At 65.3% G+C, this 20,286-nt stretch carries 26 protein-coding genes; 24 read left to right on the top strand and 2 right to left on the bottom strand.

What is annotated here, in order from left to right:
- Positions 1 to 22: 22 nt before the first annotated feature.
- From IGS74_RS15855 to IGS74_RS15800, 12 genes are all read left to right on the top strand, one after another.
- Positions 23 to 511, top strand: a complete 489-nt coding sequence (locus IGS74_RS15855; protein ID WP_245283011.1) for a YcgN family cysteine cluster protein — start codon at positions 23 to 25, stop codon at positions 509 to 511.
- A gap of 155 nt (positions 512 to 666) precedes the next feature.
- Complete coding sequence (locus tag IGS74_RS15850; protein WP_192387377.1) at positions 667 to 996, top strand: hypothetical protein; 330 nt, start codon at positions 667 to 669, stop codon at positions 994 to 996.
- Positions 932 to 2,440 carry a phage terminase large subunit gene (gene terL, locus IGS74_RS15845; RefSeq protein ID WP_192387375.1) on the top strand — a complete coding sequence of 503 codons (1,509 nt, stop codon included), beginning with the start codon at positions 932 to 934 and terminating at the stop codon, positions 2,438 to 2,440. Before IGS74_RS15850 ends, terL begins: the two co-directional genes overlap by 65 nt.
- Positions 2,437 to 4,320, top strand: coding sequence for a hypothetical protein (locus IGS74_RS15840; protein WP_192387373.1), 1,884 nt, complete (start codon positions 2,437 to 2,439; stop codon positions 4,318 to 4,320). The genes terL and IGS74_RS15840 overlap by 4 nt, the downstream gene beginning before the upstream one ends.
- Positions 4,321 to 4,497: 177 nt before the next feature.
- The gene (locus IGS74_RS15835; protein ID WP_192387371.1) at positions 4,498 to 5,199 is read left to right on the top strand and encodes a hypothetical protein; all 702 of its coding nucleotides are present in this window, start codon (positions 4,498 to 4,500) and stop codon (positions 5,197 to 5,199) included.
- Between the two features lie 15 nt (positions 5,200 to 5,214).
- Positions 5,215 to 6,189: a phage major capsid protein gene (locus IGS74_RS15830; protein WP_039192130.1), complete on the top strand. Its 975-nt coding sequence runs from the start codon at positions 5,215 to 5,217 to the stop codon at positions 6,187 to 6,189.
- A 71-nt stretch (positions 6,190 to 6,260) separates the two neighbouring features.
- Positions 6,261 to 6,782 (top strand): hypothetical protein, encoded by a 522-nt coding sequence (locus IGS74_RS15825; protein ID WP_192387369.1) that lies wholly within the window; start codon positions 6,261 to 6,263, stop codon positions 6,780 to 6,782.
- Positions 6,779 to 7,171, top strand: a complete 393-nt coding sequence (locus tag IGS74_RS15820) for a hypothetical protein (RefSeq protein WP_039192136.1) — start codon at positions 6,779 to 6,781, stop codon at positions 7,169 to 7,171. The genes IGS74_RS15825 and IGS74_RS15820 overlap by 4 nt, the downstream gene beginning before the upstream one ends.
- A gap of 53 nt (positions 7,172 to 7,224) precedes the next feature.
- The gene (locus tag IGS74_RS15815; protein ID WP_192387367.1) at positions 7,225 to 8,685 is read left to right on the top strand and encodes a hypothetical protein; all 1,461 of its coding nucleotides are present in this window, start codon (positions 7,225 to 7,227) and stop codon (positions 8,683 to 8,685) included.
- Positions 8,682 to 9,098 carry a GNAT family protein gene (locus IGS74_RS15810; RefSeq protein WP_192387365.1) on the top strand — a complete coding sequence of 139 codons (417 nt, stop codon included), beginning with the start codon at positions 8,682 to 8,684 and terminating at the stop codon, positions 9,096 to 9,098. The genes IGS74_RS15815 and IGS74_RS15810 overlap by 4 nt, the downstream gene beginning before the upstream one ends.
- 4 nt (positions 9,099 to 9,102) lie before the next feature.
- Complete coding sequence (locus tag IGS74_RS15805; RefSeq protein ID WP_192387364.1) at positions 9,103 to 10,224, top strand: hypothetical protein; 1,122 nt, start codon at positions 9,103 to 9,105, stop codon at positions 10,222 to 10,224.
- 119 nt (positions 10,225 to 10,343) lie between these two features.
- Positions 10,344 to 11,903 (top strand): hypothetical protein, encoded by a 1,560-nt coding sequence (locus IGS74_RS15800; protein ID WP_192387362.1) that lies wholly within the window; start codon positions 10,344 to 10,346, stop codon positions 11,901 to 11,903.
- A gap of 7 nt (positions 11,904 to 11,910) precedes the next feature.
- On the opposite strand, the gene IGS74_RS15795 is transcribed toward IGS74_RS15800, so the two are convergent.
- Both IGS74_RS15795 and IGS74_RS15790 read right to left on the bottom strand, forming a co-directional pair.
- Positions 11,911 to 12,213, bottom strand: a complete 303-nt coding sequence (locus tag IGS74_RS15795; RefSeq protein ID WP_192387360.1) for a hypothetical protein — start codon at positions 12,211 to 12,213, stop codon at positions 11,911 to 11,913.
- Between the two features lie 26 nt (positions 12,214 to 12,239).
- On the bottom strand, positions 12,240 to 12,590 hold the full coding sequence (locus IGS74_RS15790) for a hypothetical protein (RefSeq protein WP_192387358.1): 351 nt from the start codon (positions 12,588 to 12,590) through the stop codon (positions 12,240 to 12,242).
- A gap of 175 nt (positions 12,591 to 12,765) precedes the next feature.
- On the opposite strand from IGS74_RS15790, the gene IGS74_RS15785 reads away from it, so the two are divergent.
- The 12 genes from IGS74_RS15785 to IGS74_RS15730 all read left to right on the top strand — a co-directional run bounded on the left by IGS74_RS15785 (position 12,766) and on the right by IGS74_RS15730 (position 20,270).
- Positions 12,766 to 13,617, top strand: coding sequence for a glycine-rich domain-containing protein (locus tag IGS74_RS15785; RefSeq protein WP_192387356.1), 852 nt, complete (start codon positions 12,766 to 12,768; stop codon positions 13,615 to 13,617).
- A gap of 62 nt (positions 13,618 to 13,679) precedes the next feature.
- Positions 13,680 to 13,946, top strand: coding sequence for a hypothetical protein (locus IGS74_RS15780; RefSeq protein ID WP_192387354.1), 267 nt, complete (start codon positions 13,680 to 13,682; stop codon positions 13,944 to 13,946).
- Entirely contained in the window at positions 13,946 to 14,764 is an 819-nt protein-coding gene (locus tag IGS74_RS15775) for a hypothetical protein (RefSeq protein WP_192387352.1), read from the top strand. Before IGS74_RS15780 ends, IGS74_RS15775 begins: the two co-directional genes overlap by 1 nt.
- Positions 14,764 to 15,018: a hypothetical protein gene (locus IGS74_RS15770; RefSeq protein ID WP_192387350.1), complete on the top strand. Its 255-nt coding sequence runs from the start codon at positions 14,764 to 14,766 to the stop codon at positions 15,016 to 15,018. Before IGS74_RS15775 ends, IGS74_RS15770 begins: the two co-directional genes overlap by 1 nt.
- 46 nt (positions 15,019 to 15,064) lie before the next feature.
- Complete coding sequence (locus tag IGS74_RS15765; protein ID WP_192387348.1) at positions 15,065 to 15,604, top strand: lysozyme; 540 nt, start codon at positions 15,065 to 15,067, stop codon at positions 15,602 to 15,604.
- Between the two features lie 45 nt (positions 15,605 to 15,649).
- Complete coding sequence (locus IGS74_RS15760) at positions 15,650 to 16,246, top strand: hypothetical protein (protein ID WP_192387346.1); 597 nt, start codon at positions 15,650 to 15,652, stop codon at positions 16,244 to 16,246.
- A 228-nt stretch (positions 16,247 to 16,474) separates the two neighbouring features.
- Entirely contained in the window at positions 16,475 to 16,831 is a 357-nt protein-coding gene (locus IGS74_RS15755) for a hypothetical protein (RefSeq protein ID WP_039192171.1), read from the top strand.
- A 128-nt stretch (positions 16,832 to 16,959) separates the two neighbouring features.
- Positions 16,960 to 17,364: a DUF3168 domain-containing protein gene (locus IGS74_RS15750; RefSeq protein ID WP_192387344.1), complete on the top strand. Its 405-nt coding sequence runs from the start codon at positions 16,960 to 16,962 to the stop codon at positions 17,362 to 17,364.
- 126 nt (positions 17,365 to 17,490) lie between these two features.
- Positions 17,491 to 17,751, top strand: coding sequence for a hypothetical protein (locus IGS74_RS15745; RefSeq protein ID WP_246722594.1), 261 nt, complete (start codon positions 17,491 to 17,493; stop codon positions 17,749 to 17,751).
- A 10-nt stretch (positions 17,752 to 17,761) separates the two neighbouring features.
- Entirely contained in the window at positions 17,762 to 18,427 is a 666-nt protein-coding gene (locus tag IGS74_RS15740; protein WP_192387342.1) for a response regulator transcription factor, read from the top strand.
- Between the two features lie 3 nt (positions 18,428 to 18,430).
- Positions 18,431 to 19,831 carry an ATP-binding protein gene (locus IGS74_RS15735; RefSeq protein WP_192387340.1) on the top strand — a complete coding sequence of 467 codons (1,401 nt, stop codon included), beginning with the start codon at positions 18,431 to 18,433 and terminating at the stop codon, positions 19,829 to 19,831.
- A 52-nt stretch (positions 19,832 to 19,883) separates the two neighbouring features.
- Positions 19,884 to 20,270 carry a hypothetical protein gene (locus IGS74_RS15730; RefSeq protein WP_192387338.1) on the top strand — a complete coding sequence of 129 codons (387 nt, stop codon included), beginning with the start codon at positions 19,884 to 19,886 and terminating at the stop codon, positions 20,268 to 20,270.
- Positions 20,271 to 20,286: the final 16 nt, after the last annotated feature.

Below are 20,286 nucleotides of genomic sequence, written 5' to 3'. Positions count from 1 at the left end.
GCCACCGACGCAAGATTCGCCATTGAATTCCTCGCTGCGTGATTTCGGCAACAGACCGTTCTGGCGCGAGCGCGCGCTGGAGGATTTTTCTCCGCGCGAATGGGAATCCCTTTGCGATGGCTGCGGCCGGTGCTGCCTCAACAAGCTCGAGGATTGGGACACGGGCGAGATCGCCTGGACCAATGTCGCCTGCCGGCTCCTGGATTGCGATAGCTGCCGCTGTTCCGATTACGAAGACCGGCTGACGACGGTGCCCGACTGTCTGCCGCTGACGCCGCAGAGCGTGCGCGAGATCACGTGGCTGCCGCCCACCTGCGCCTATCGCCTGGTCGCCGAGGGGCGGGATCTGTACTGGTGGCATCACCTGGTATCGGGCGATCCGGCAACCGTCCACCAGGCCGGCATATCGGTACGGGGACGCGCCATCAGCGAGGAGGGGCTGGCGCCCGAGGAGTTCGAGGATCATCTCGCGGCCTGGCCCGGACAAAATCCTATGAACGAAAATCATTGATCCTGAAAAATATGGTTGACACCGTTACGGTGATCGGCTAGAAGATTCGTACGGTTGAATTTCTGTATCGACTGTCTGGTTTTGAAAGGGCTGCGCCAAATTTGGCCGCGGCCCTTTTTCGTTTCCGATCCCTGCATCTACCCGTTGGAGCATCTGTGGTCCGACAAGCACGAAGCGCCGCCACCGGCAGAGCGCGCAGGCGGGGCGTTGCCCAGGGGGCGCGCCTTGCCGAACTGGCGCGCGGCCATGCGGAGGCCGCGCTGGACGCCCTTGTGGAAATCGCCGTCGAGGGCGGCAGCGAGGCCGCGCGCATCTCCGCCGCCAACGCCATCCTGGACCGCGCCTATGGCAAGCCGGGCGCCGGCGACGCCGCCCCCGCCGCCCCCGATGGCCCGACGAACCCGAAAGATCTGAGCGACGATGAGCTTCTTAGTATCGCCAGCTCAGGCGGCGCGCGAGCTGCTGCGCCGCCGGAGGGGACGTGAAAGCCTGACGGGCTTTTCGGACGCCGTCGCCATACCGGGGCGGCCCGACGAGGCGGTGGAAAACGGCATCGCCGCCCACCACCGCCTGCTGATGGACGCCATCGACACCTGCCTCGACGCCGCCAACGGCCGCCTCATGGTGTTCATGCCGCCGGGCAGCGCCAAGAGCACCTATGCCAGCGTGCTGACGCCGCCCTTCGCGATGGGGCGCAAGCCGGGCTTCCGCGTCATCGGCGCGTGCTACGCGACCGAGCTTGCCCGCAAGCTGGGACGCCGCTGCCGCTCCATCGTCCGGCAACCCGCCTTCGAGAGGCTGTTCGGCACGCGCCTGTCTGCCGAAAGCGCGGCGGCGGACGAATGGTCACTGACCAATGGCTCGGAATACATGGCCGGCGGTATCCTTTCGGGCATCACCGGCAACCGCGCGGACCTCGTCCTGATCGACGATCCGGTCAAGGGACGCCAGGATGCAGAAAGCCCGGTCATCCGGCGCAAGACGCTGGATGCCTACCACGACGACCTGATGACCCGGCTACTGCCCGGCGGATCGGTGATCCTGGTGCAGACCCGGTGGCACGAGGAAGACCTCGCCGGCTGCATCCTGCCGGAAGGATATGACGGGCAGTCCGGTGATATCGCCTGCCGGGACGGCCAGACATGGCGCGTCCTGTGCCTGCCGGCGCGGGCCGAGCGGGAAGACGACCCGCTGGGCCGCCGGCCGGGCGAGTATCTGTGGCCGGAATGGTTCCCGCGCAGCCACTGGGCGCCGTTCGAGCGCAACCCCAGAAGCTGGGCGAGCCTGTTCCAGCAGCGGCCTTCGCCCGACGAAGGGGACATCTTCCGCCGTGAATGGCTGGCGCACTACGACACCTTGCCTGCCGGCTGCCGCTTCTATGGCGGGTCCGACTACGCGGTGTCCGACGCTGGCGACTACACGGTTCATGTGGTGGTGGCGATGGATGCGGACGGCACGCTCTACGTCCACGACCTTTGGCGTGGCAAGGGCGAGCCCGACAAGTGGATCGAACCGCTGCTGGATCTGGTCGAGGCGCACGATCCGCTGGCCTGGGCGGAGGAAGCGGGCCAGATCAACAAGTCGATCGGCCCGTTCCTGCGCCGTCGCATGGCGGAGCGGCGGGTTTTCTTCCACCGCCGTCAGGAGGCGTCCACCACCGACAAGGTGGCGCGAGCGCGCTCGCTTCAGGGCCAGATGGCCTCCGGCCGGGTCAAGTTGCGGCGCGGCGCGCCGTGGCTGGCCGATCTCGTCGCCGAGCTGACGGTGTTCCCGAACGGCCGGCATGACGACCAGGTCGATGCACTGACCAAGACGACGCAGATGCTGGACAGGATGCGTGGCACGGCCAACGGGCCCGGCCTGCCTGTGTGCGACCCCTTCATGGCGAAGAACGCGTTTTCGCGCCCACGATCAGGAACACGACTGTGACAGAAGCCGATGCCAAGGAATGGGAAACACGCCTCGAAGCCGCCCTGCGGGCCGAGCGCGACTGGCGTGAAAAGGGCCGCGAGGTGGTGGAGATCTACCGTGCCGAGCGGACAGCCGACGGCGCCGCCGGGCGCGGGCGCTTCAACATGCTTTACGCCAACACGTCGATCCTCTCCCCGGTGATGTACCAGCAGCCGCCGAGGGCCGATGTCCGCCGCCGCACGATCCCCGCCGACGGCGTTGCGGACCGTGCCTCCGATATCCTGCAGGCGGCGTTGAACGTGGCGGTGGATGCCGGCGATCTCGACTCCGAGTTGCGCCGCCTGGTGCAGGATTTCCTGCTGCCGGGGCGCGGGGTGCTGCGCGTGCGCTGGGCGCCGGTGGTACGGCCGATGCCGCTGTCGGATGCCGGTGGGTTGCCTGTCACGGATGCGCAGGGGCAGCCCGTCACCGAACCACGGAAAGTCTGGGAGAGCATCGAGTTCGACCACGTCTTCTGGGAGGATTTCGTCTGCGAGCCGGTGCGGCGCTGGAAGGATGTCGGGTGGTGCGCGTTCCGCCACTATCTGACGCGGACCGCCGTGGAGGCCGGCTTCGGCGATGGCGAGGCGGCCGCACGGCTGCTCGCCGACGAGGCCTGGTGCCGGGGCGCCTTCGTGCACCGGCCGGCCAACCACGAGGACGAGAGGCATGGCGCCGAGGCGGTCGAAAAGCGTGCTCTCGTCTGGGAATGCTGGGACCGCGAGACGCGCACCGTATCCTTTGTCGCGCTCGGGCCGGACGGGGCCGTCTTCCTGCGCCAGGATGGCGACCGCCTCGGGCTGAAGGGCTTTTTCCCCTGCGCCGAGCCACTGACGGCGGTTACCACCGGCAATACCATGGTGCCGGTGCCCGAATACGAGATCTATCGTGATCTGGCCGCCGAGATCGCCAGGCTGACCGAGCGCATCGACGCCATCATGCAGCGCATGCGTGTGCGCGGTCTCTTCAACGGCTCGATCGAGGAACTGGCCGACGCGCTGGAGGGCGAGGACGGCAAGATGATCCCCGTCGCGGCCGTGGAGATGGAGGCTTTGGCCAGCAACGTCTGGATGATCCCCCTGGATATGCTGGCGCAGACGGCGATGGCCTTATACGGCGCGCGGGAGCAGTCCAAGCAGGCGCTCTACGAGGTCACCGGCATCTCCGATGTGCTGAGGGGTGCTTCCGTGGCCAGCGAGACGGCGACGGCGCAGCGCATCAAGGGCAATTTCGGCACGCTGCGCATCGACGACCGGCGGCGGGCGCTGAACGCCTGTATCCGCGACACGCTGCGGATCGCGGCCGAAATCGTCGCCACGTGCTTCTCGGCCGATACGCTGGCGGTGATGACGGGCCGCACCGTGGACGCCGAGGTGGAATCCTTCCTGCGCAACGACATGCTGCTGCTCTGCCGGGTGGATATCGAAAGCGATTCCACCATCGCGGCGGATGAGGTGGCCGAGCAGGAATCGTCCGCCCGGCTGGTGCAGGCCGCGGCCAGCATCCTGCAGACCTTCGGCCCGCTGGTGCAGTCCGGAATGGCGCCGCCGCGCCTTGTCGGCGAGGTGCTGAAACTCGCGCTGCGCCCGTTCAAGGGCTCCCGCGACCTCATGAGCCTTCTCGACCAGGTTTCCGAAACGGTCTCCTCCGGCTCGCCGGCGCCGACCCCGCCCCCGGTGGACGAGGAAGCGGCGGTGCGGCTGCAGGCCCGGCGCGAGGCGCTGGCCATGGAGCGCGAGCGCCATGCCCTGGCCATGGAGGAGGGCCAGCAGGAGATGGACATCGAGCGCCGCAGACTGGCGCTCGACACGGCCCGCGCCATCGCTTCCGCAACCGCCCGCAAAGGGGAACGCCCATGACCGACTGCCGGTCCGATTTTCCATGTCCCGGCCTGATCCGGGACATCGAACCCTATCGCTCGCCCATTTCCGGGCGAGTGGTTTCGACCCGCGCCGAACGCCGCGCGGATCTGCAACGCCATGGCTGCGTCGATGCCCGGGACCTGAAGGGCATCCGGCCGGCCGAAGGCTCTACGCATGAGGGATGTTAACGTGGATACGGACCTGAAACAGGAAGATGCCCCGCTGCCGCATGACGCCGCGCCACCGGTCGGGGTGGACGATCTCGGCGCCCGGCTGCGCGCCCTCATCACCGAGGATCTGATGGCCCGCATGAAGGAGTCCGGCTTCGACGAGGTTGGCGGTATCGGCCATCTCATCGAAATGGAGCGCTATGCCGCCTCCGACCCCGCCGGCTACCTGAAGCTGGTGGCGCGCCATGCCGCCGGGCATGGTGTGGATATCGGCGCCGCGCTCCGCGAGGCCGTGCATGCGGGCGGCGCGCAAGCGGATCCACGCGCCTCCGTCATGCGCCGGATAGCCGAGTTCCGGGATGCAGCGGACGAGGCCGGCGCGCCGCGCCACCCGCATTACGAGGCCGTGTCGGGCGAGATGGCATCGCTGATCCGGGCCGATCCCGCGATGGACCTGGCGCAGGCCTACAGCCACGCCGTGTGGATGAACCCGCAGATCCGCGAAACCCTGATCGAGGCGGAACTGGCGAACCGCCAGGCGAAGCTGCACGCGGACGGAACGGACAAGGCCCGCCGCGCGGCCTCCGATGCCGCGCTTGCGGCCCGGCAGAACATTCGGCCCGGTGGCGGCGGCTTTGCCCGCACACCGGACGTCAGGAACCTGGATGACGCGATCGCCATCGCGCTCCGGCAGGTCAACGCTTGATAAACGAGGACATCGATGAACGCAGCCCAGCTTCGCCAGTTGCTTGCCACGACGATCGCCAATTATCGCCGGCAACTCTACGATAACGTCACGGGGTCCAACCTCGTGCTGGCCACCCTGCAGCAGAAGGGGCGCATCACCCCCCTGGATGGCGGGTCGGACATTCGCGGCCCCGTCGTTTTCGACGAGGAGGATTTCAGGTGGTATGACGGGGTCGACAGCCTCGGCCGCACGCAGAAGGAGACGATCGGCGAGGCGGTATACACGCCGGGCATGGCGGCCGCCTCCATAACGCTGTCGGGCGAGGAAATGGCCAAGAATGCCGGCCGCTCGCAGATCGTCAAGCTGTTGCGCGCCAAGACGCAGAACGCCGAAAACACCCTGAAATCCGGCATCACGCGGGCCCTCTACGGCGACGGCTCCGTTGCCAAGTCCTTCGTGGGCCTGGATGCCATCGTGTCGGATACGCCGGCCGTCGGAACGGTGGGCGGCATCGACGCCGCGGCCAAGCCGTGGTGGCGCAACAAGGCGGCGACGGTTGCCATGGCGGGCGCCGCCGACGACCGGGAACGCTACAGGCGGTTGCGCCTTGGCATGAGCGCCCTGTACCGCCAGTGCTGCGTCGGCACCGAGAAGACCGACATCGTCACCCTGTCGGACGATGTCTACGGTTTGTACGAAAGCGGCTTGCAGGAAAACCAGCGCTACGCAGACGCCAACGCGGCGGCACTGGGCTTCGATACGCTGAAGTACCGGTCGGCAACGGTCATCACCGAGAGCGCCGGTTCGGCCCATCCCGACGATAACGGCTTCTTCCTGAACACGGATTTCCTGAACCTCGAATACTACGAGGGCAGGGGCTTCGATGAGCTGGACCTGCCGGAATCCACCCCGGACATGGACGCCGTCACCAAGCATATCGGCTTCATGGGCGCGCTCACCTGCTACAAGCGCAACCGCCACGGACGGTTGATCGTCACCGGGCTTTAAGCGCCTGCCAGACGCGATTTCCGCCGCCGCGCAATGGGGCGCGGCGGCATCAGGCGCCCGAGGGCTTTTCCATGATCCGCTTCTTCGACAAGGCAGAGCCGTCCGGCCTGGGGCCGGACGGGCTCGCCACCTATCGCCTCGAAACCTACTTCGAATGCTACCGCGATTTCGCCACGCGCATCGTCCGGCGGGCGCGGCCCGCGGACATCGCCACCTACCCTTCGCAATACGCCGCCTATACGATGGCCCGAACGGCGGCCGACGAGGGCTTTCCGCTCTGTGCCTGGCCCGCGGCGGACGAGGCCGTGCAACTTGGCCTGGCCGAGCGCGGCATACGCACCGTTGAGCGGCTCGCCGCCGCCGACCTCGGCTCGGCGCCCGTCGAGTATCGCGAAGCCAAGGAGCGGGCCGAAGCCTTCCTCCAGACGCTGCGGGAAGAGGGGCCACAGCGGGCTGCCGAAGTGCAGAGGCTGCGCACCGAGATCGCCGCGTTGGCGGCCGAGAATGCGGAACTGCGCGCCGCATTGGCGCAGGGCGCGTCGCAACGCCCGGGGCGCCCCGGTGGCCGGCGCACGGCGGCGGAGCGTGGATGATGCAACTCGGCGATCTGATCCGCTCCATCATGCCCGGCCTGCAATTGCCGGCTCCGGCCTCGATCATCGGTAATGCCGACCCTGTCGTGAGGCAGATGCTGGCAGTGCTTGCACAGGCGGCCGACGAGCTCGTCCGGCGCTATCCCTATACGCGGCGGCTCGTCGACGGAAAATGGATCAAGCCGCTTGCCGCCGCGGCCACCGATACCGCGACGCTGGATACGGACAACATCCTGTTCGACACGCCGGTCATCCGCGCCGCCGTCAAATGGCGCTGGCAGGAGGCGAACGGCTTCGATTATGCCGAAGCCTTCCGCCAATGCGAAGAAGCCCTGTCCCGCATCGCGAACGAGCATATGCGCGCCACGCGCGAGACGGTGGACCTATGATGCGGCGGCCGCTTCGGTTGTTGTCCGCATTCGGGTCGGCACGCTCCGCGCCGGTGACGGTACCCGCACCTTACGGCGGGATCAATGGCGAGGATGCCATAGCGGGGGGCATGAACCCCGTGGACGCGGTTGACCTCTGCAACTTCGTCTGCATCGGTGGCGGGGTGGAAAGCCGGCCGGGTTACACCGTGCGCAACAGCCTGGGCACCGGCGCGCGTGTCGGCTTCCTGCATCCCTTGCCCGATCCTTCGATGGGAAGCATCGCCGCCAGCGGCGGCAAGCTCCATCTGGTTGCGACGGGCACGACGCAGCTCGGCAGCGGCTTCGCATCGGATAGCTGGCGCGCCGCCGTCATGAACGGGCGCCTGTTCCTGGTCAATGGATCGGACGCGCCCCGCGCGCTTTCCGGCACGACGCTGGAGACGCCGAGCTTCAGCGGCCCTGCCGCCTTGGCCGCCCTTCACCGGGTGCGCGCTCATGCACGGCGGTTGTTCTTCGCGGAACGGGGATCGGCGAAGTTCTGGTACACCGAGGCGCCGGGCAACGTTTCGGGCACGCTGCTGCCCTTCGACCTGTCGGGCGTCGGCAACAAGGGCGGCGTGCTCGAGGAGATCGCCACCCTGGCTCCGGACGGGGGCGCCGGCGGTGACGATGATGCCGTGGCCTTCTTCATGTCGTCCGGCGAGGCCATCGTCTATCGTGGCTCCAACCCGGGCGATGCGGCAAGCTGGGGGCGGGTCGGCGTCTTTCCGGTCGCGCGGCCGATTGCGGTCGAGAGCCACGGCGGCGACGTGCTTACCGTGTCGCTCGACGGTTACGCCGAACTGTCCCGTCTGCTTCCGTCCGGCCGCTCTCCCGTGGCCGGGTTCGGCAGCCGGATCGGGCGGCTTGCCCAAAGCTCCGTCTCCGCGTTCGGGGCCAATGCCGGCTGGCAGGTCCTGTACAGTCCGGCCCAACGGATCATCATCGTCCACGTACCGCAGACCGCCAGTGCGGCGCAGCAGCACGTCTACAGCCTTACGGCGGGCGCGTGGTCGCGATGGGCCGGCCTGCCCGCCACGGTCTGGGGCAGCGTGGGCGAAGCGCTGTGCTTCGGCACGGGCGATGGACGCATCTGCGAATTGGGCGGGGACAGCGACAACGGCGCCGCCATCGTCGCGACGGCCCAGGCAGCCTGGAACCCGCTTGGCGGTCCCGGCCGCCGGAAGCGTGTGGGGCTCGTCAAGCCGATCGTCACGGCAACCTCCACCCCCAGCATCCGCCATGTCCTCGGGGTGGATTTCCAGCCGCCCGTCTACGGAGCGGAGGGCACCGTGCCCCTGGCCGCCGGTTCGGGCATCTGGAACCAATCGGTCTGGAACGTCGCCACCTGGGGAGGCTCGGAACAGGTCGCCGTGGAGTTTCGTGGCGGTGGCGCCATCGGCGAGTGGTTCGCCGTCGGCCTGCGGGTCGATAGTCGCGTCGGACGGGTCAAATGGCTGGCGACGACCCTTATGGTGGAGGCCGGCGTATGAGCTACGTCATCCTGACCGGGCACCATGCCCATGTCGCGGGCTGGATCGCCGCCCGGGTCGAATCCTGCCAGGCGCTGGACGGCGCCGTCGCCTTCGGGGCGATGAGGGATGGCCGGTTGGTCGGGGGCATCGCCTTCACCGAGTTTCGTGGTCCCGATATCCGGGTGACCGTGGCGGGTGAGGGCGCGTGGCTGACGCGGCGCCTGTTGCGCACGGCTTTCGCCTACGCCTTCCAGGATCTGCGATGCCGCCGCATCAGCGCCATGGTCAAACATGGCAACCATGCCTCCCGGCGCCTGGTGCAACGGCTCGGTTTCCACTGCGAAGGGCAGCACCCGGGCTTTTTCGAGGATGGCGACATTCTTTGCAGCTACGGCCTCCTGGCCGACGATTGCCTTTGGCTGAAAGGTTGAGACGATGGGAAAAAGCACACCGACAGCGCCGAACCCGTACACGACGGCAGCGGCGCAGGCGCAGGCCAACAGCGCCGCCGTACGCGACAGCGCCGCCTACAATGCGGTAAATCAATATGGGCCGCTCGGCTCCACGACCTATCAGCGGCGAAGCGACGGCACGCCCTATGCGCAGACCGTAACCCTTGCGCCGTCGGCGCAGTCGGTGCTGGATGGTCAATTGCGGGCAGCCGACACGCTGACCGCCAGGGCCGCATCCATGGCGCGCAACATCACGTCAGTGCCGCTCGACATCTCGAAGCTGCCGGCGCGGCCGACTGCCATCCCCACGGCAGGAACGGTTACGGACATCATTCCCAATCATGGCAACGCCCTGCAAACCGTTACCGCCACGGGGCTGCCGTCACTGCCCGGCCTTTCAGACTTCGGTGCCGACGCGGCACGCGCGCAAAACGCGTCTTTCGGCAAGGCGCAAGCCCTTTTGCAGCCGGACATGGCCCAATCGCGCAACCGCCTCGTCCAGTCATTGTCCGACAGGGGCATTCCCCTCGACAGCTCTGCCGGCCAGGCGGAACTGAACCGGCTGGACCGAGCCCAGTCGGAGGCGATGAACAGGGCGGCGTATGATTCCATCGCGGCGGGATCGCAGGAGCAGTCGCGACTGTTCGGTCTTGCATCCGCCGCGCGCGGGCAACTTTACAATGAGGGGCTTTCGACCGCAGGGTTCAACAATGATGTCGCAAACACCCGCTTCAGCCAGGATCTCGCGTCGGCGCAATTTGCCAACACGGCGCAGAACCAGCGTTTCTCGCAGGCCGCCCAGCAGGCATCCTTCTCGGCGGACCAGCGTGACAGGGCCTTGTCGGAAGCGCTGACGTTGCGCAACCAGCCTCTGGCGGAAACGGCGGCCATGCTGCGCGCCGCGCCGTCGTTCCAGATGCCCGGCTTCCAGCAGACACCGGCCTACTCAGTCGAGGCGCCGGACATCTCGGGCCTCGTCGAGGCCAACTACCGCAATCAGGTGAACGCCGCCAACCAGCAACAGCAAGCCCTGTACGGCAGCGCCGTAAACCTGGCCTCCACCGCCCTCGGTGCACCGTGGTTCGGACGGTGGTTAGGAATATAAGCAAATACCTGTCAACGGAAAAGGTCTCGGCGGCAGGATCGGTAAGGCGCGCAACCCGCGTCTTTCTCAATCAATTAAGACCTCATATAGAATAAATTCCTATTAAGAAGAAGGTTGAGATGCACGTTTTCGGGTTTCAGGTCGGGTCGCGGGGCAACCTTCAAAATCCGATGCCGAAAGCCCCTTCGTACTTAGAGGGCGCGATCGATGAATTGGGTTCCACGGCGGCCGCCTTCGCGATGCATGCCGGACAGGGTTTGACCTTGAACTTCGGCGACGAACTGACTGCCGCCTTGATGACACCTTACGGGATGATGACGACCGAGGATAACGGAAAGGGTTTTTGGGAGCGGGTCGGCGATACGTATAGCGACTTGAATCAGACGTATAATGAACGATTGGAACAGGCCAGGGCCGAGCATCCATACGCGTCCATAGCAGGAGAACTGACGGGCGGCGTCGCCCTCGGTCTGGCCGCTGCCCCCGTCGCGTCGGGTATCGGCCTTGCCAGGGCAGGTACGATAGCCAAGCAGCTGGCAACTCCCTGGGGATCTGCGGGCCTGGGTGCCGTGAACGGGTTCGGATCAGGAAGAAACTTGGAGGAACGACTCCGTGCAGCGGCCGGTGGAGCCGTGATTGGAGGGGCGGTCGGGAAATTTGCGCCTCACATGGCAGAATACGGCGAGTCCGCTTACAGGAAGGTTGCTGACTATGCACGCGCGTGGAAAAATCCCGCCCCTGCGGTTGACGCGGAGGTGGGCCGACTAGCGTCAAAGGCCGATTCCACAATCGAAGAGCTGGCGGCTTCACTGGAAGCTGCGGCGGCTGACGGTCAGCCGCAGTTTGCCGTGGTCGATGCCTTAGCCGAATACGGCCGTGACAGATTGGCGAAGCTTGCATCGATACTCAAGCCAGATGCCTCGAAAGCGCTGTCCGTCCGGCAGAACAGTCAGTCGGAGCGGCTCGGTGTACAGATGCGCGATGCATTCGATGCGCAGAAAACTGCGGCCGGGGCAAAGCGCGAACTGGTGGAAAGCGGGGCGCCATCGCGTTCGATCGACGCTGTTGACGCCGGCATGCACGCTCAGGGGATACGAGCCGACCCCGGCAAAACCATTCCGGATTATCTGGCGCGATCGGCGGACGAGCAATCGAGCTTCAGGGTCGGCTACGCAGATCCCCATCTTGCACGGCTTGAGGCATCAGCGGGAACGGCGCCGGCAAACAGGGCATCAATGTTCCAAACAGAGCGAACTCTAAAGGAACTGCCGGTATTCGCATCGCCAGGAAAAGGCGAGCGTTTGATGCGGCAGATTGGCCGTGAGGACGAGATGTTCAAAACCGGCGCGGAGGTTTTACGTGCTGGCGGAAATCCGGTGTCATCAGGCTTTGGCCGCGATATGGTGGACGCAGCGGCGGATGCCGCCGGAGGCAATTTCGGATCTGCCCTCGTTCGCCTCGGTGCGCCTGTTGGTGCAAAGCTTCGCCCGCAGAAGCTGGACGAGGCAGTCGCCGATGCCCTCCTTTCAACCAATGCCGGGATGCTTCGCGCAGTGGGCGCCCGATCCGCACAACTTTCCAATGCAGTCAATGCCCGAAGGGCCAACATAATCGCGGCCGTTGTGGGAGCACAAGCGGCGTCGACATCGGAGAACCGTATGTTTTCCGAATGGAAGTAGAGTGCAGTCAAGGCAACCGATGCTCAATATACCTCCAAAAGGAACCGAACGCGACTGCACCTGTAAGCGCGGCCAGGTTCAGCAGGCCATAGGATCGTAGCTGATACCATAATCCCCAACTGAGGAAGAACAGGATGAAGCTCCCATAAACGACATTAAATCCGCGTTTGGGGGGTACGTAGTCTTTGTACTCATTCGTGCGCTCAAAGGGACCGGCCTCGACATACTTGGCCCTGCGTCGCAGGCGTTCTTCGGCCCATCGCTCAGATTTTGATTTTCGTTTTCCGGAAACCGGTTCAGATTTTATCATGATGACTCCATGCCTAGTGCAAATATTCATCGAAAGAACGTGCATATTGCGTTCAGAATTATTCTTGGTATCTGACGATAATGGACATAGCCGCCAGTATGTTCTTGTAACCAAGCGCCAAAGAACATGCCAAATAACATCGCCAGCGGCGGTAAAATACGGTAAAAGTGCAGCGGACCCACCACAATGAGGTCGGTTATTACAAAGCAGACAAAAGCCATTTTGATGTAGCGATCCAAGGGATTTGCTAGATCCGGTATTTCGTAGCGATTGTGCTCGATCGTCAGTGGGTTTGTCCCAGCAGGCTTCTCGCGGCAGCCAAAGCCGATTTCTCCCGTTCTTTGCGGCGCGATAACGGAACAACGTCGCCAGATCATAAGAAAATATTCCTTATCGCTGCCGCCCCGCGCGAGGCATCGGCCTGCAAATCTCATGCCTGAACGCCGATCCGACCGCCAGGAACAGACCGGGAACTGACGGCACCATACGCTAAATGTCAACATGCAACATTCATAGGCCGGTCGTGCTGCGACCGCAGGATGGGAGAGGCGCATGCCATTCGCAGGCAATAATTTTGTTCGCAATCAGAACTTCGTTTCGGACCGCAACGCGGGGCCACCCAGCAATACGATTTCCGCCGAGAAGGTCGACAATGAATTCGACAATCTGTCGGCTGCCCTTACGACGGTTAAGACGGCGCATGAAACTCAGAAGTCGCTTTTCCCGTCGCCAACAGCGGGAAATGCCGGACTGTACATGCGGACGAACGCCGCAGGCACCGCATTCGAGCTCCGAACCGCCGAGCAGGTGCGGGTCGATGTGCTGCTGGCGCCCGGAAAGGTCGTCTTTCGAACCGCGGGTACGACAAACTGGGTCGTGCCCGCAGGTGTGAAACGCGTTTGGGTGGAGGTTTATGGCGCAGGAGGCGGTACCAGCAGCTTCAACCAGGGGACAGCGAGCGCCCTGATGAATTCCGGCGGAGGCGGTGCTTATTCGGCGTCATACATCGACGTGACACCCGGCGCGATAATTCCCGTAACGGTCGGCGCAGCCGGAGCCACGGGGGCAAATGGCCCCGGCACACACGGAGGAGACAGTTCGTTCGGCACCTTTCTCACCGCAGGCGGAGGGAAATCCGCACAGAGCAGCTCGGAAGTGGCGATCGGTGGCTTCGCACCGATGCCGACAACTCTCTACCAGCATGGCGGCAGAGGCCAGCAAGCCATCCTTGGAGGTCCCGAGGCGAAGAGCGGGATCGCCGGCGGGCCGCTCGGTGGACGAGCCGTCGGTTGGTATGAGGATGTCTCACCCTGGCCGGGCGGTGGTGGCTCGGCGCGTCAGCATAGCCAGGCTAACCAATACTATACGTTCGCAGGAGCCGGGGCGGTCATCATCAGTTGGTGAGCGCTGGAATCATAGCCCGTTTCCACAAGCCGCCGAGGGCGGCTTTTTTCATGAGGTGAACCATGCCTGATCGCTATTCCAGTTTTCCGGCGGCACCCTTCGGGCCGGCCGGGGCTTTCTTCGCGGTAGCGCCGAACGATGTTGCCAACCTCGGCTATATTACGACAGGAGTTTATGTCGGCGGCGCTGGCGATATAGCCCTGGCGGACCCGCTGACGGGTGCAGCAGTCGTGTTCAAGGCCGTCCCTGCCGGCTCGATCCTGCCTGTCCGCACGGCACGCGTGCTGGCGACCGGCACGACGGCAACCTTCATCGTCGGTCTCGCCTGATGGCGCCGGCCATCGGGCTCGGCCTCGGCGTATCCTTCTGTCACCGCCCCCGACCCTCCGGTCCGGACATGGATACACTGGCCCTCATCGCGCGGATGGCGGTGCCGCCCGACCAGGCCCGCGCGAAGCTGATCGACACGCTCGTTCTGGATCTGAAATCCTCGGGCGTCTGGCAGACGCTCGACGGTCTCTACGTCCTGGCGGCGCACGACGCGCAGGCCGCGCGGCTGAACTGGCGCGGCAACCTCTTGAACCTGACGCCGGGGGCCGCGCCGGTTTTCACCGTCGATCGCGGATATAAGGGAGATGGTGCGGCGGCCTATCTGGCAATCGATGGGAGCGGGTCGGACGTCGCAAAGTTCACGCTCGAAAGTGCCAGCGTCGGCATATGGGTGAACCAGGTGGCGGTCGAGGCCGGTATCGCCCTTGGTCGAACGTCGGACTATGCGATGCAGATCGTGCCGCTGTCTGCGTCGGAAACGCTCCGGGTCCAGTTCCAGTCGGTATCATCTTCCCAGGCTACGTCACTCATAGCCGGGCATAATGGGCTGGGCATGTCACGAGGAACCCGCGAGAACTCGACACAGTATTCTGTGAGGTCGCAGGGGCGCGCCCGGATCGTAAAAAACATTCCGGCCACACCCGGCGGTCCAATTCGATGGCCGCAGAGACTGCTTTCCGGCACGTCGTCTACAGCAACACTTTTCAGCACAGCGCGCATCGCCGTCGCCTATTTCGGCGGGGGCCTAACCAGTGCGCAGGAAGTGGCGATGGACGCCGCCCTGCAAACCTATCTCAACGCTGTCGGGGGCGCGTGATGAGCGAAATGGAATGGATCGTCATGACGCCGACGCAGCGGGCGCAGGCAACCGTCCTGAACGACGATACGGCGCTGCTCGGATCCCGCCGCGTGCTTCTGGGCGACCTGATCGGAAAATGGGTCGTGCCGGCGCGGCTCCTGTACGATCCGGAATACGGGCGATGGCATGAAATGCTTTCGCCGCTGCCACGAATAGTCGCCTCGGCGGCTAACCTCTTCCCGCCGCCGGAGCCCGAGCCGGACGCCGGATAACAGGCCCGCCAATCCGGCGGGCTTTTTCGTTTCAGGAGACAGATTGATGAAAGTGAGTTTACGGGGTCTCGCCGAGCTTGCGGGACACGAAGGCATCGTCACGTCGCCCTATAAGGACTGTGTCGGGGTATGGACCGTCGGCGTCGGCCATACTGCGGCAGCCGGACCGCCCGACCCGAAAGCCCTGCCTGGTGCGCTGAGCGTCGAAGCCGCGCTGGATCTGTTCCGGCGTGACGTCGCCCGTTATGAGGCCGAAGTGGAGGCGGCGGTGACGGTGCCCCTCTGCCAGCATGAATTCGATGCGCTGGTCAGCTTTCACTACAACACCGGGGCCATTCGCTATGCCGGCCTGACGAAGGCGCTGAACCGCGGGGACCGGGCTCGGGCGGCCGAGGGATTCCTCCAATGGCGCAAGCCCGCCGCGATCCTGCCGCGGCGGCGACTGGAAAGGAAATTATTCCTTGACGGCACCTACGGCCATGGCGGTTTCGCCAATGTCTACACGGCAACGCGTGCCGGCACGGTCCTGTGGGCCAAAGGCCGATGCGTGGACGTGGCCGCGCTTTTTGCCCCGCAGGCCGCATGACGCCTTCCGCACCCGTTCTCCAAAAAAATGCAGCAAGGACCTGCCATGACCGTTAGATCGATCGCTCCTGCCGTATCCGCCGCCCTGAAGCAGATTGCCGACAGCCCCTCCCTGTCTTTGACGGCCGCGGACGTGCCTGCCGCCGCCGAGGTGATGACGCGGCATATCCTGCCGGCCCTGGAACACCTGAACAATGGCGAAAGCTGGTACCGTTCCCGCGTCACCTGGGGCGCCGTCATCTCTGCCGTGGCACCCTTGTTACCGCTTCTCGGCATGGGGGCGGATTGGTTCGACCCGACCTTGGGGGCCGCGCTTCTGGCGGCGACCGGCTCGGCAATCGGCGCGGCCTGCACGCTCTATGGGCGCTGGCGTGCGACCCGCCCATCGGGCGTTGATCCGATGGAAGAGGAAACGACGCGATTCGCGGCGCTGGATCCTGCGATCCGGGATTACCTCGCGCATCTGACGGAAGAGGACGTCGTCCTGATCCGTTCAGGGGTCGAGCTCGTCCGCTCCGCCATGACGGTCAGCCGCTTCCTGAAGTGGCTGATCATCTCCCTGGCCGGAGCGTTCCTGGGGGCGGTCATGGTCTGGGATGCGGGAATCAGGCTGTCGGCGTGGCTGCGAGGTCTGACCCGTTGAGGGGGGCGGCGCGTGCGGGATCCCCACGCGCGCCCGCTCATTGCCCAAAATAGGAGCAAAATCCTTTTCGAGACATGGTCATCAGGGTGATAAGTCTGTTGAAAAGAAACCTTAAGTGGCAATTTTGTGAGCCATGCGATGAAAAACAACAAGGCTCTAAATTTGAAATTGAAAATATGAAGGATATTGGTATCGAGGGTATGACCTCGATACGAGTGGAGTGGACGCATGGCTGAACTGAATGATGGTTACGGGCTCGTTGCCGACGTCACGGCCGAGAGGGCGGCAAGGGGCCCCCGGCACACGCCGGCCACCTTTCTCGATCCTGCCCGGTGCCCCGGCCAATGGGCGCTGCGGACGCCATGGTACGTCTTCCTGCGGTGGGCCGGCACGACGGTTGCGCCGAAGGGCGAGCATGCCGCCTGTTGCGCGCTGCTGTCGGAGCAGACGATCATGGATCTCGCCCGGTTCTGCGAGGGTGGAGCGGCTCCGGCCATGCTGCCGCTGCCCGGTTCCGTCATCGCCGGACGGCGCTTTATCGGGGGCGATCCCGCTTTGCCGCAAAACTGGCCCTACATGGCCTGAGCCACGGCGCTCGACGCTCCCGACAAGGTGAATGATTCTCTTGCCGGCCTCGTGGACAACCGTTCCAACTCCCGCCACATTAACCAATGTTGTCGAATGGACCGTATTCGGAACTTGGAGCGCGCGACATGGCGGAAGCCGCAGTTGAAACCGCAATCCTTTCGACGCTTGCCGCAGATGCCGCCGTAACGCGGCTTCTGGGGGGGCCGAACGTCTTCGGGCGCTCGGTGCGGGGGCACGACTTTCCCTATGTTACCCTGGGCCGAACGGCCGTCGTGGACTGGACCTGCGGGCACGACAATGCCGCCGAAGACGTGCTGACACTGCATGTCTGGACCGGCGGTGGCGGCAAAGCCGCCACCTTCGAGATCATGGACCGGCTTTGCGAGGCCCTTCACGACAAGGTCCTGCCGTTGGCGGACAATGGTGTGGTGCACCTGAAACTGCAGTTCGCCGAGGCCAGGCGCCAGCCGGAGGAGCCAAACTACCACGGCTTGCTGCGCTTCCTGGCCGTTCGCCGGCCGCTGGCATGACGGGCAGCACCGTTCGTTCATTCGACATTCAAGCTTTCTGCCCTATTCATCGCGATGGCGGATTGGCATGAGTGCCGTCGCCATGACGGATTGACGATTGAACCGACGACACGGCCGGAACCTCACATGGGTATATTGAAGGGTCGACTGCGTATCGCCGGCCTGGTCGCCGGGATGGCGGCAGGCGCCGCAGTCCTGCCAGACGATGCCATCGCGCAGGGCAGTTGCTCTGCGGCCGCTTTCCAGGCAGCCTCCCAGTCCGGCGGACAGGTGCTGTCGGTCACGACCGCCCAGCAGGGCGGGCGCACGGTCTGCATCGTCACGGTGCTGGTACCGGGGCGCGATGGCGGCCGGCCGCGCCGCGTAACGCTCACAATTCCGCAGTAAGGACGCCGCCATGCGTATCCTCGTGGTGGAAGACGACAAGGACTTGAACCGGCAGCTGACAGTGGCGCTGGCCAATTCCGGCTATGTCGTGGACAGCGCAAGCGACGGCGAGGAAGGTCATTTCCTCGGCGATACCGAGCCTTACGACGCCGTGATCCTCGATGTCGGCCTGCCGCTGATGGATGGCATCTCAGTGCTGGAGCGCTGGCGACGCGACGGGCGCGCCATGCCGGTGCTGATCCTGACCGCGCGTGACCGGTGGAGCGACAAGGTGGCCGGCATCGATGCCGGCGCCGATGATTATGTCGCCAAACCCTTCCACATCGAGGAGGTGCTGGCGCGTGTCCGCGCTTTGATCCGGCGCGCGGCCGGCCATGCATCCTCTGAGATCCACTGCGGTCCGTTGCGGCTCGACACGCGCGCCTCCCGCGCGACGCTCGATGGTGCGCCGCTGAAACTGACCTCGCACGAATACCGGCTTCTGGCCTACCTGATGCACCATCAAGGCGAGGTCGTTTCCCGGTCGGAGCTGACCGAGCACATGTACGACCAGGATTTCGACCGGGATTCCAACACGATCGAGGTCTTCATCGGCAGGCTCCGGCGCAAGATCGGCAGCGATCTGATCGAAACCGTGCGCGGCCTCGGCTACCGCCTGTCCGCGCCGTACGGGTAAGGCATGGAAACCTTGCGCACCTTGCGCGCCCGCCTTTCGGACAGCCTGGCCGTTCGCGTCGTGGCCCTGTCCAGCCTGTGGGCCATCGCGGCCTTCATCGTGGTCGGCGGGCTGATCTCCAGCTTCTATCGACAGACGGCCGAGGCCGGCTTCGAAGGCGTCGTGCGCGCCCAGCTCTTCAACCTCGTCAACACGGTCGCCGTATCGGAGACGGGTGTCTTGTCCGGCTCTCCAGACCTTGGCGATCTCAGCTATTCGCAACCCCTCTCGGGCTGGTACTGGGAGGTGCTTCCGGCCAGCGACAACACGTCCGGCCGGCTGGCCTCCTTCTCGCTGGGGCCGGGCGAGATCGCCGCCCCCACGACGGCTGAAGCACCGTTCGACGGCCAGTACCGGCGCTCCTACGAGGCGCCCGGCCTCGACGGCGAGACGGTCTATGTCGAAGAGGCCGAAGTCGTGCTGGACGGCGACAATCATGCGGCGCGGTTCCGTGTGATGGGCAACGCGGATGTCGTTGCCGCCGACGTCGCGCGGTTCAACCGCAGCCTGTCGATCTATCTTGGCGGGTTCGGCGCCGGCTCCATCCTCATCAACGCGCTGGCCATCCTGTACGGACTGTCACCCCTGCGCCGCGTCCGCCAGGCCCTGGGCGAGGTGCGGGCTGGCCGCAGCGAGCGTTTGTCCGGCCGCCTGCCGGTGGAGGTGCAGCCACTGGCTGCCGAGGTGAACGCGCTCATCGACAGCAACAGGCGCATCGTCGAGCGGGCGCGCACGCAGGTCGGCAACCTTGCGCATTCTCTGAAGACGCCCATCGCGGTCCTGACCAACGAGGCGGCGTCGATCGGTGGAGAGCACGGCCGTCTCGTCGCGGAGCAGAGCGAGCGCATGCGAGTTCAGGTGCAGCACTATCTGGACCGGGCGCGCCTTGCCGCGCTGGGGCAGGGAACCGCCATCCGAACCCCGGTGATGCCGTCGCTGGAGCGGGTGGCCAAGGTGGTATCACGCCTCAATCCGGCGTTGGATCTGTCGCTTTCGGCCGACATGGATGGCGCCGTCTTCGCCGGGGAGCGCGAGGATTTCGAGGAGATGATCGGCAATCTGGTCGAGAATGCCGCCAAATGGGCGGCCGGACGCGTCGAGGTGCGCCTGAATGCCGAGGGGGACGACCGGTTCCGCGTCACCATCGATGATGACGGACCCGGGCTGTCTCCCGAGGAGCAGGCGGAGGCAACCAAGCGTGGCCGACGCCTGGATGAGGCGAAGCCCGGCAGCGGGCTCGGCCTTTCGATCGTGGCGGATACAGTTTTGCAATACCGCGGGGAATTTCGTCTCGGCAATGCCCCCATCGGCGGCTTGCGCGCAGAATTGCTCTTGCCACGGGCCGTCGAGGGAACAATGTCTTGAACGGGCACAATGCCCGATACGTTCAACGTGCGTTCCTCGCCAGAGGTTTTCCATGCCCGGTCTTGCCCGTACCCTCGTTCTCGTGTTCGCCGCGCTTTGCCTGAGCGGCTGCCTGTCGACGCGCGGCACCGGCCAGGCGGCCGCGCCGTCGATCGCACAGGGCGCGCTCGGCAGCGAGCTGGTCGGGATGGGGCTCGGCGGAAGTGCGCAGCAGGCGGCGTTGAAGGCGGAGTATCAGGCGCTCCAGTTCGGCGCGGTGGGGCAGCCCGTGCCATGGCAGGACGGCGCCTTCGCGGGCCAGGTCGTGCCGACGCAACTTTATCGTGTCGGTTCCCAGGATTGCCGCGGCTACACGCATACGGTGACGCGGCAGGGCCGGACCGTACAGCAGGTCGGCTCGGCCTGCCGCACCGGCGACGTCTGGACGCCGGTAGCCTGAGCGGTCCATACTTTCC

Origin of the sequence: Aureimonas sp. OT7, assembly GCF_014844055.1 — a bacterium.
GTDB lineage: Bacteria > Pseudomonadota > Alphaproteobacteria > Rhizobiales > Rhizobiaceae > Aureimonas > Aureimonas altamirensis_A.
The sequence above is the reverse complement of the archived record's forward strand: the minus strand, read 5'-3'. Positions and strand labels throughout refer to the sequence as shown.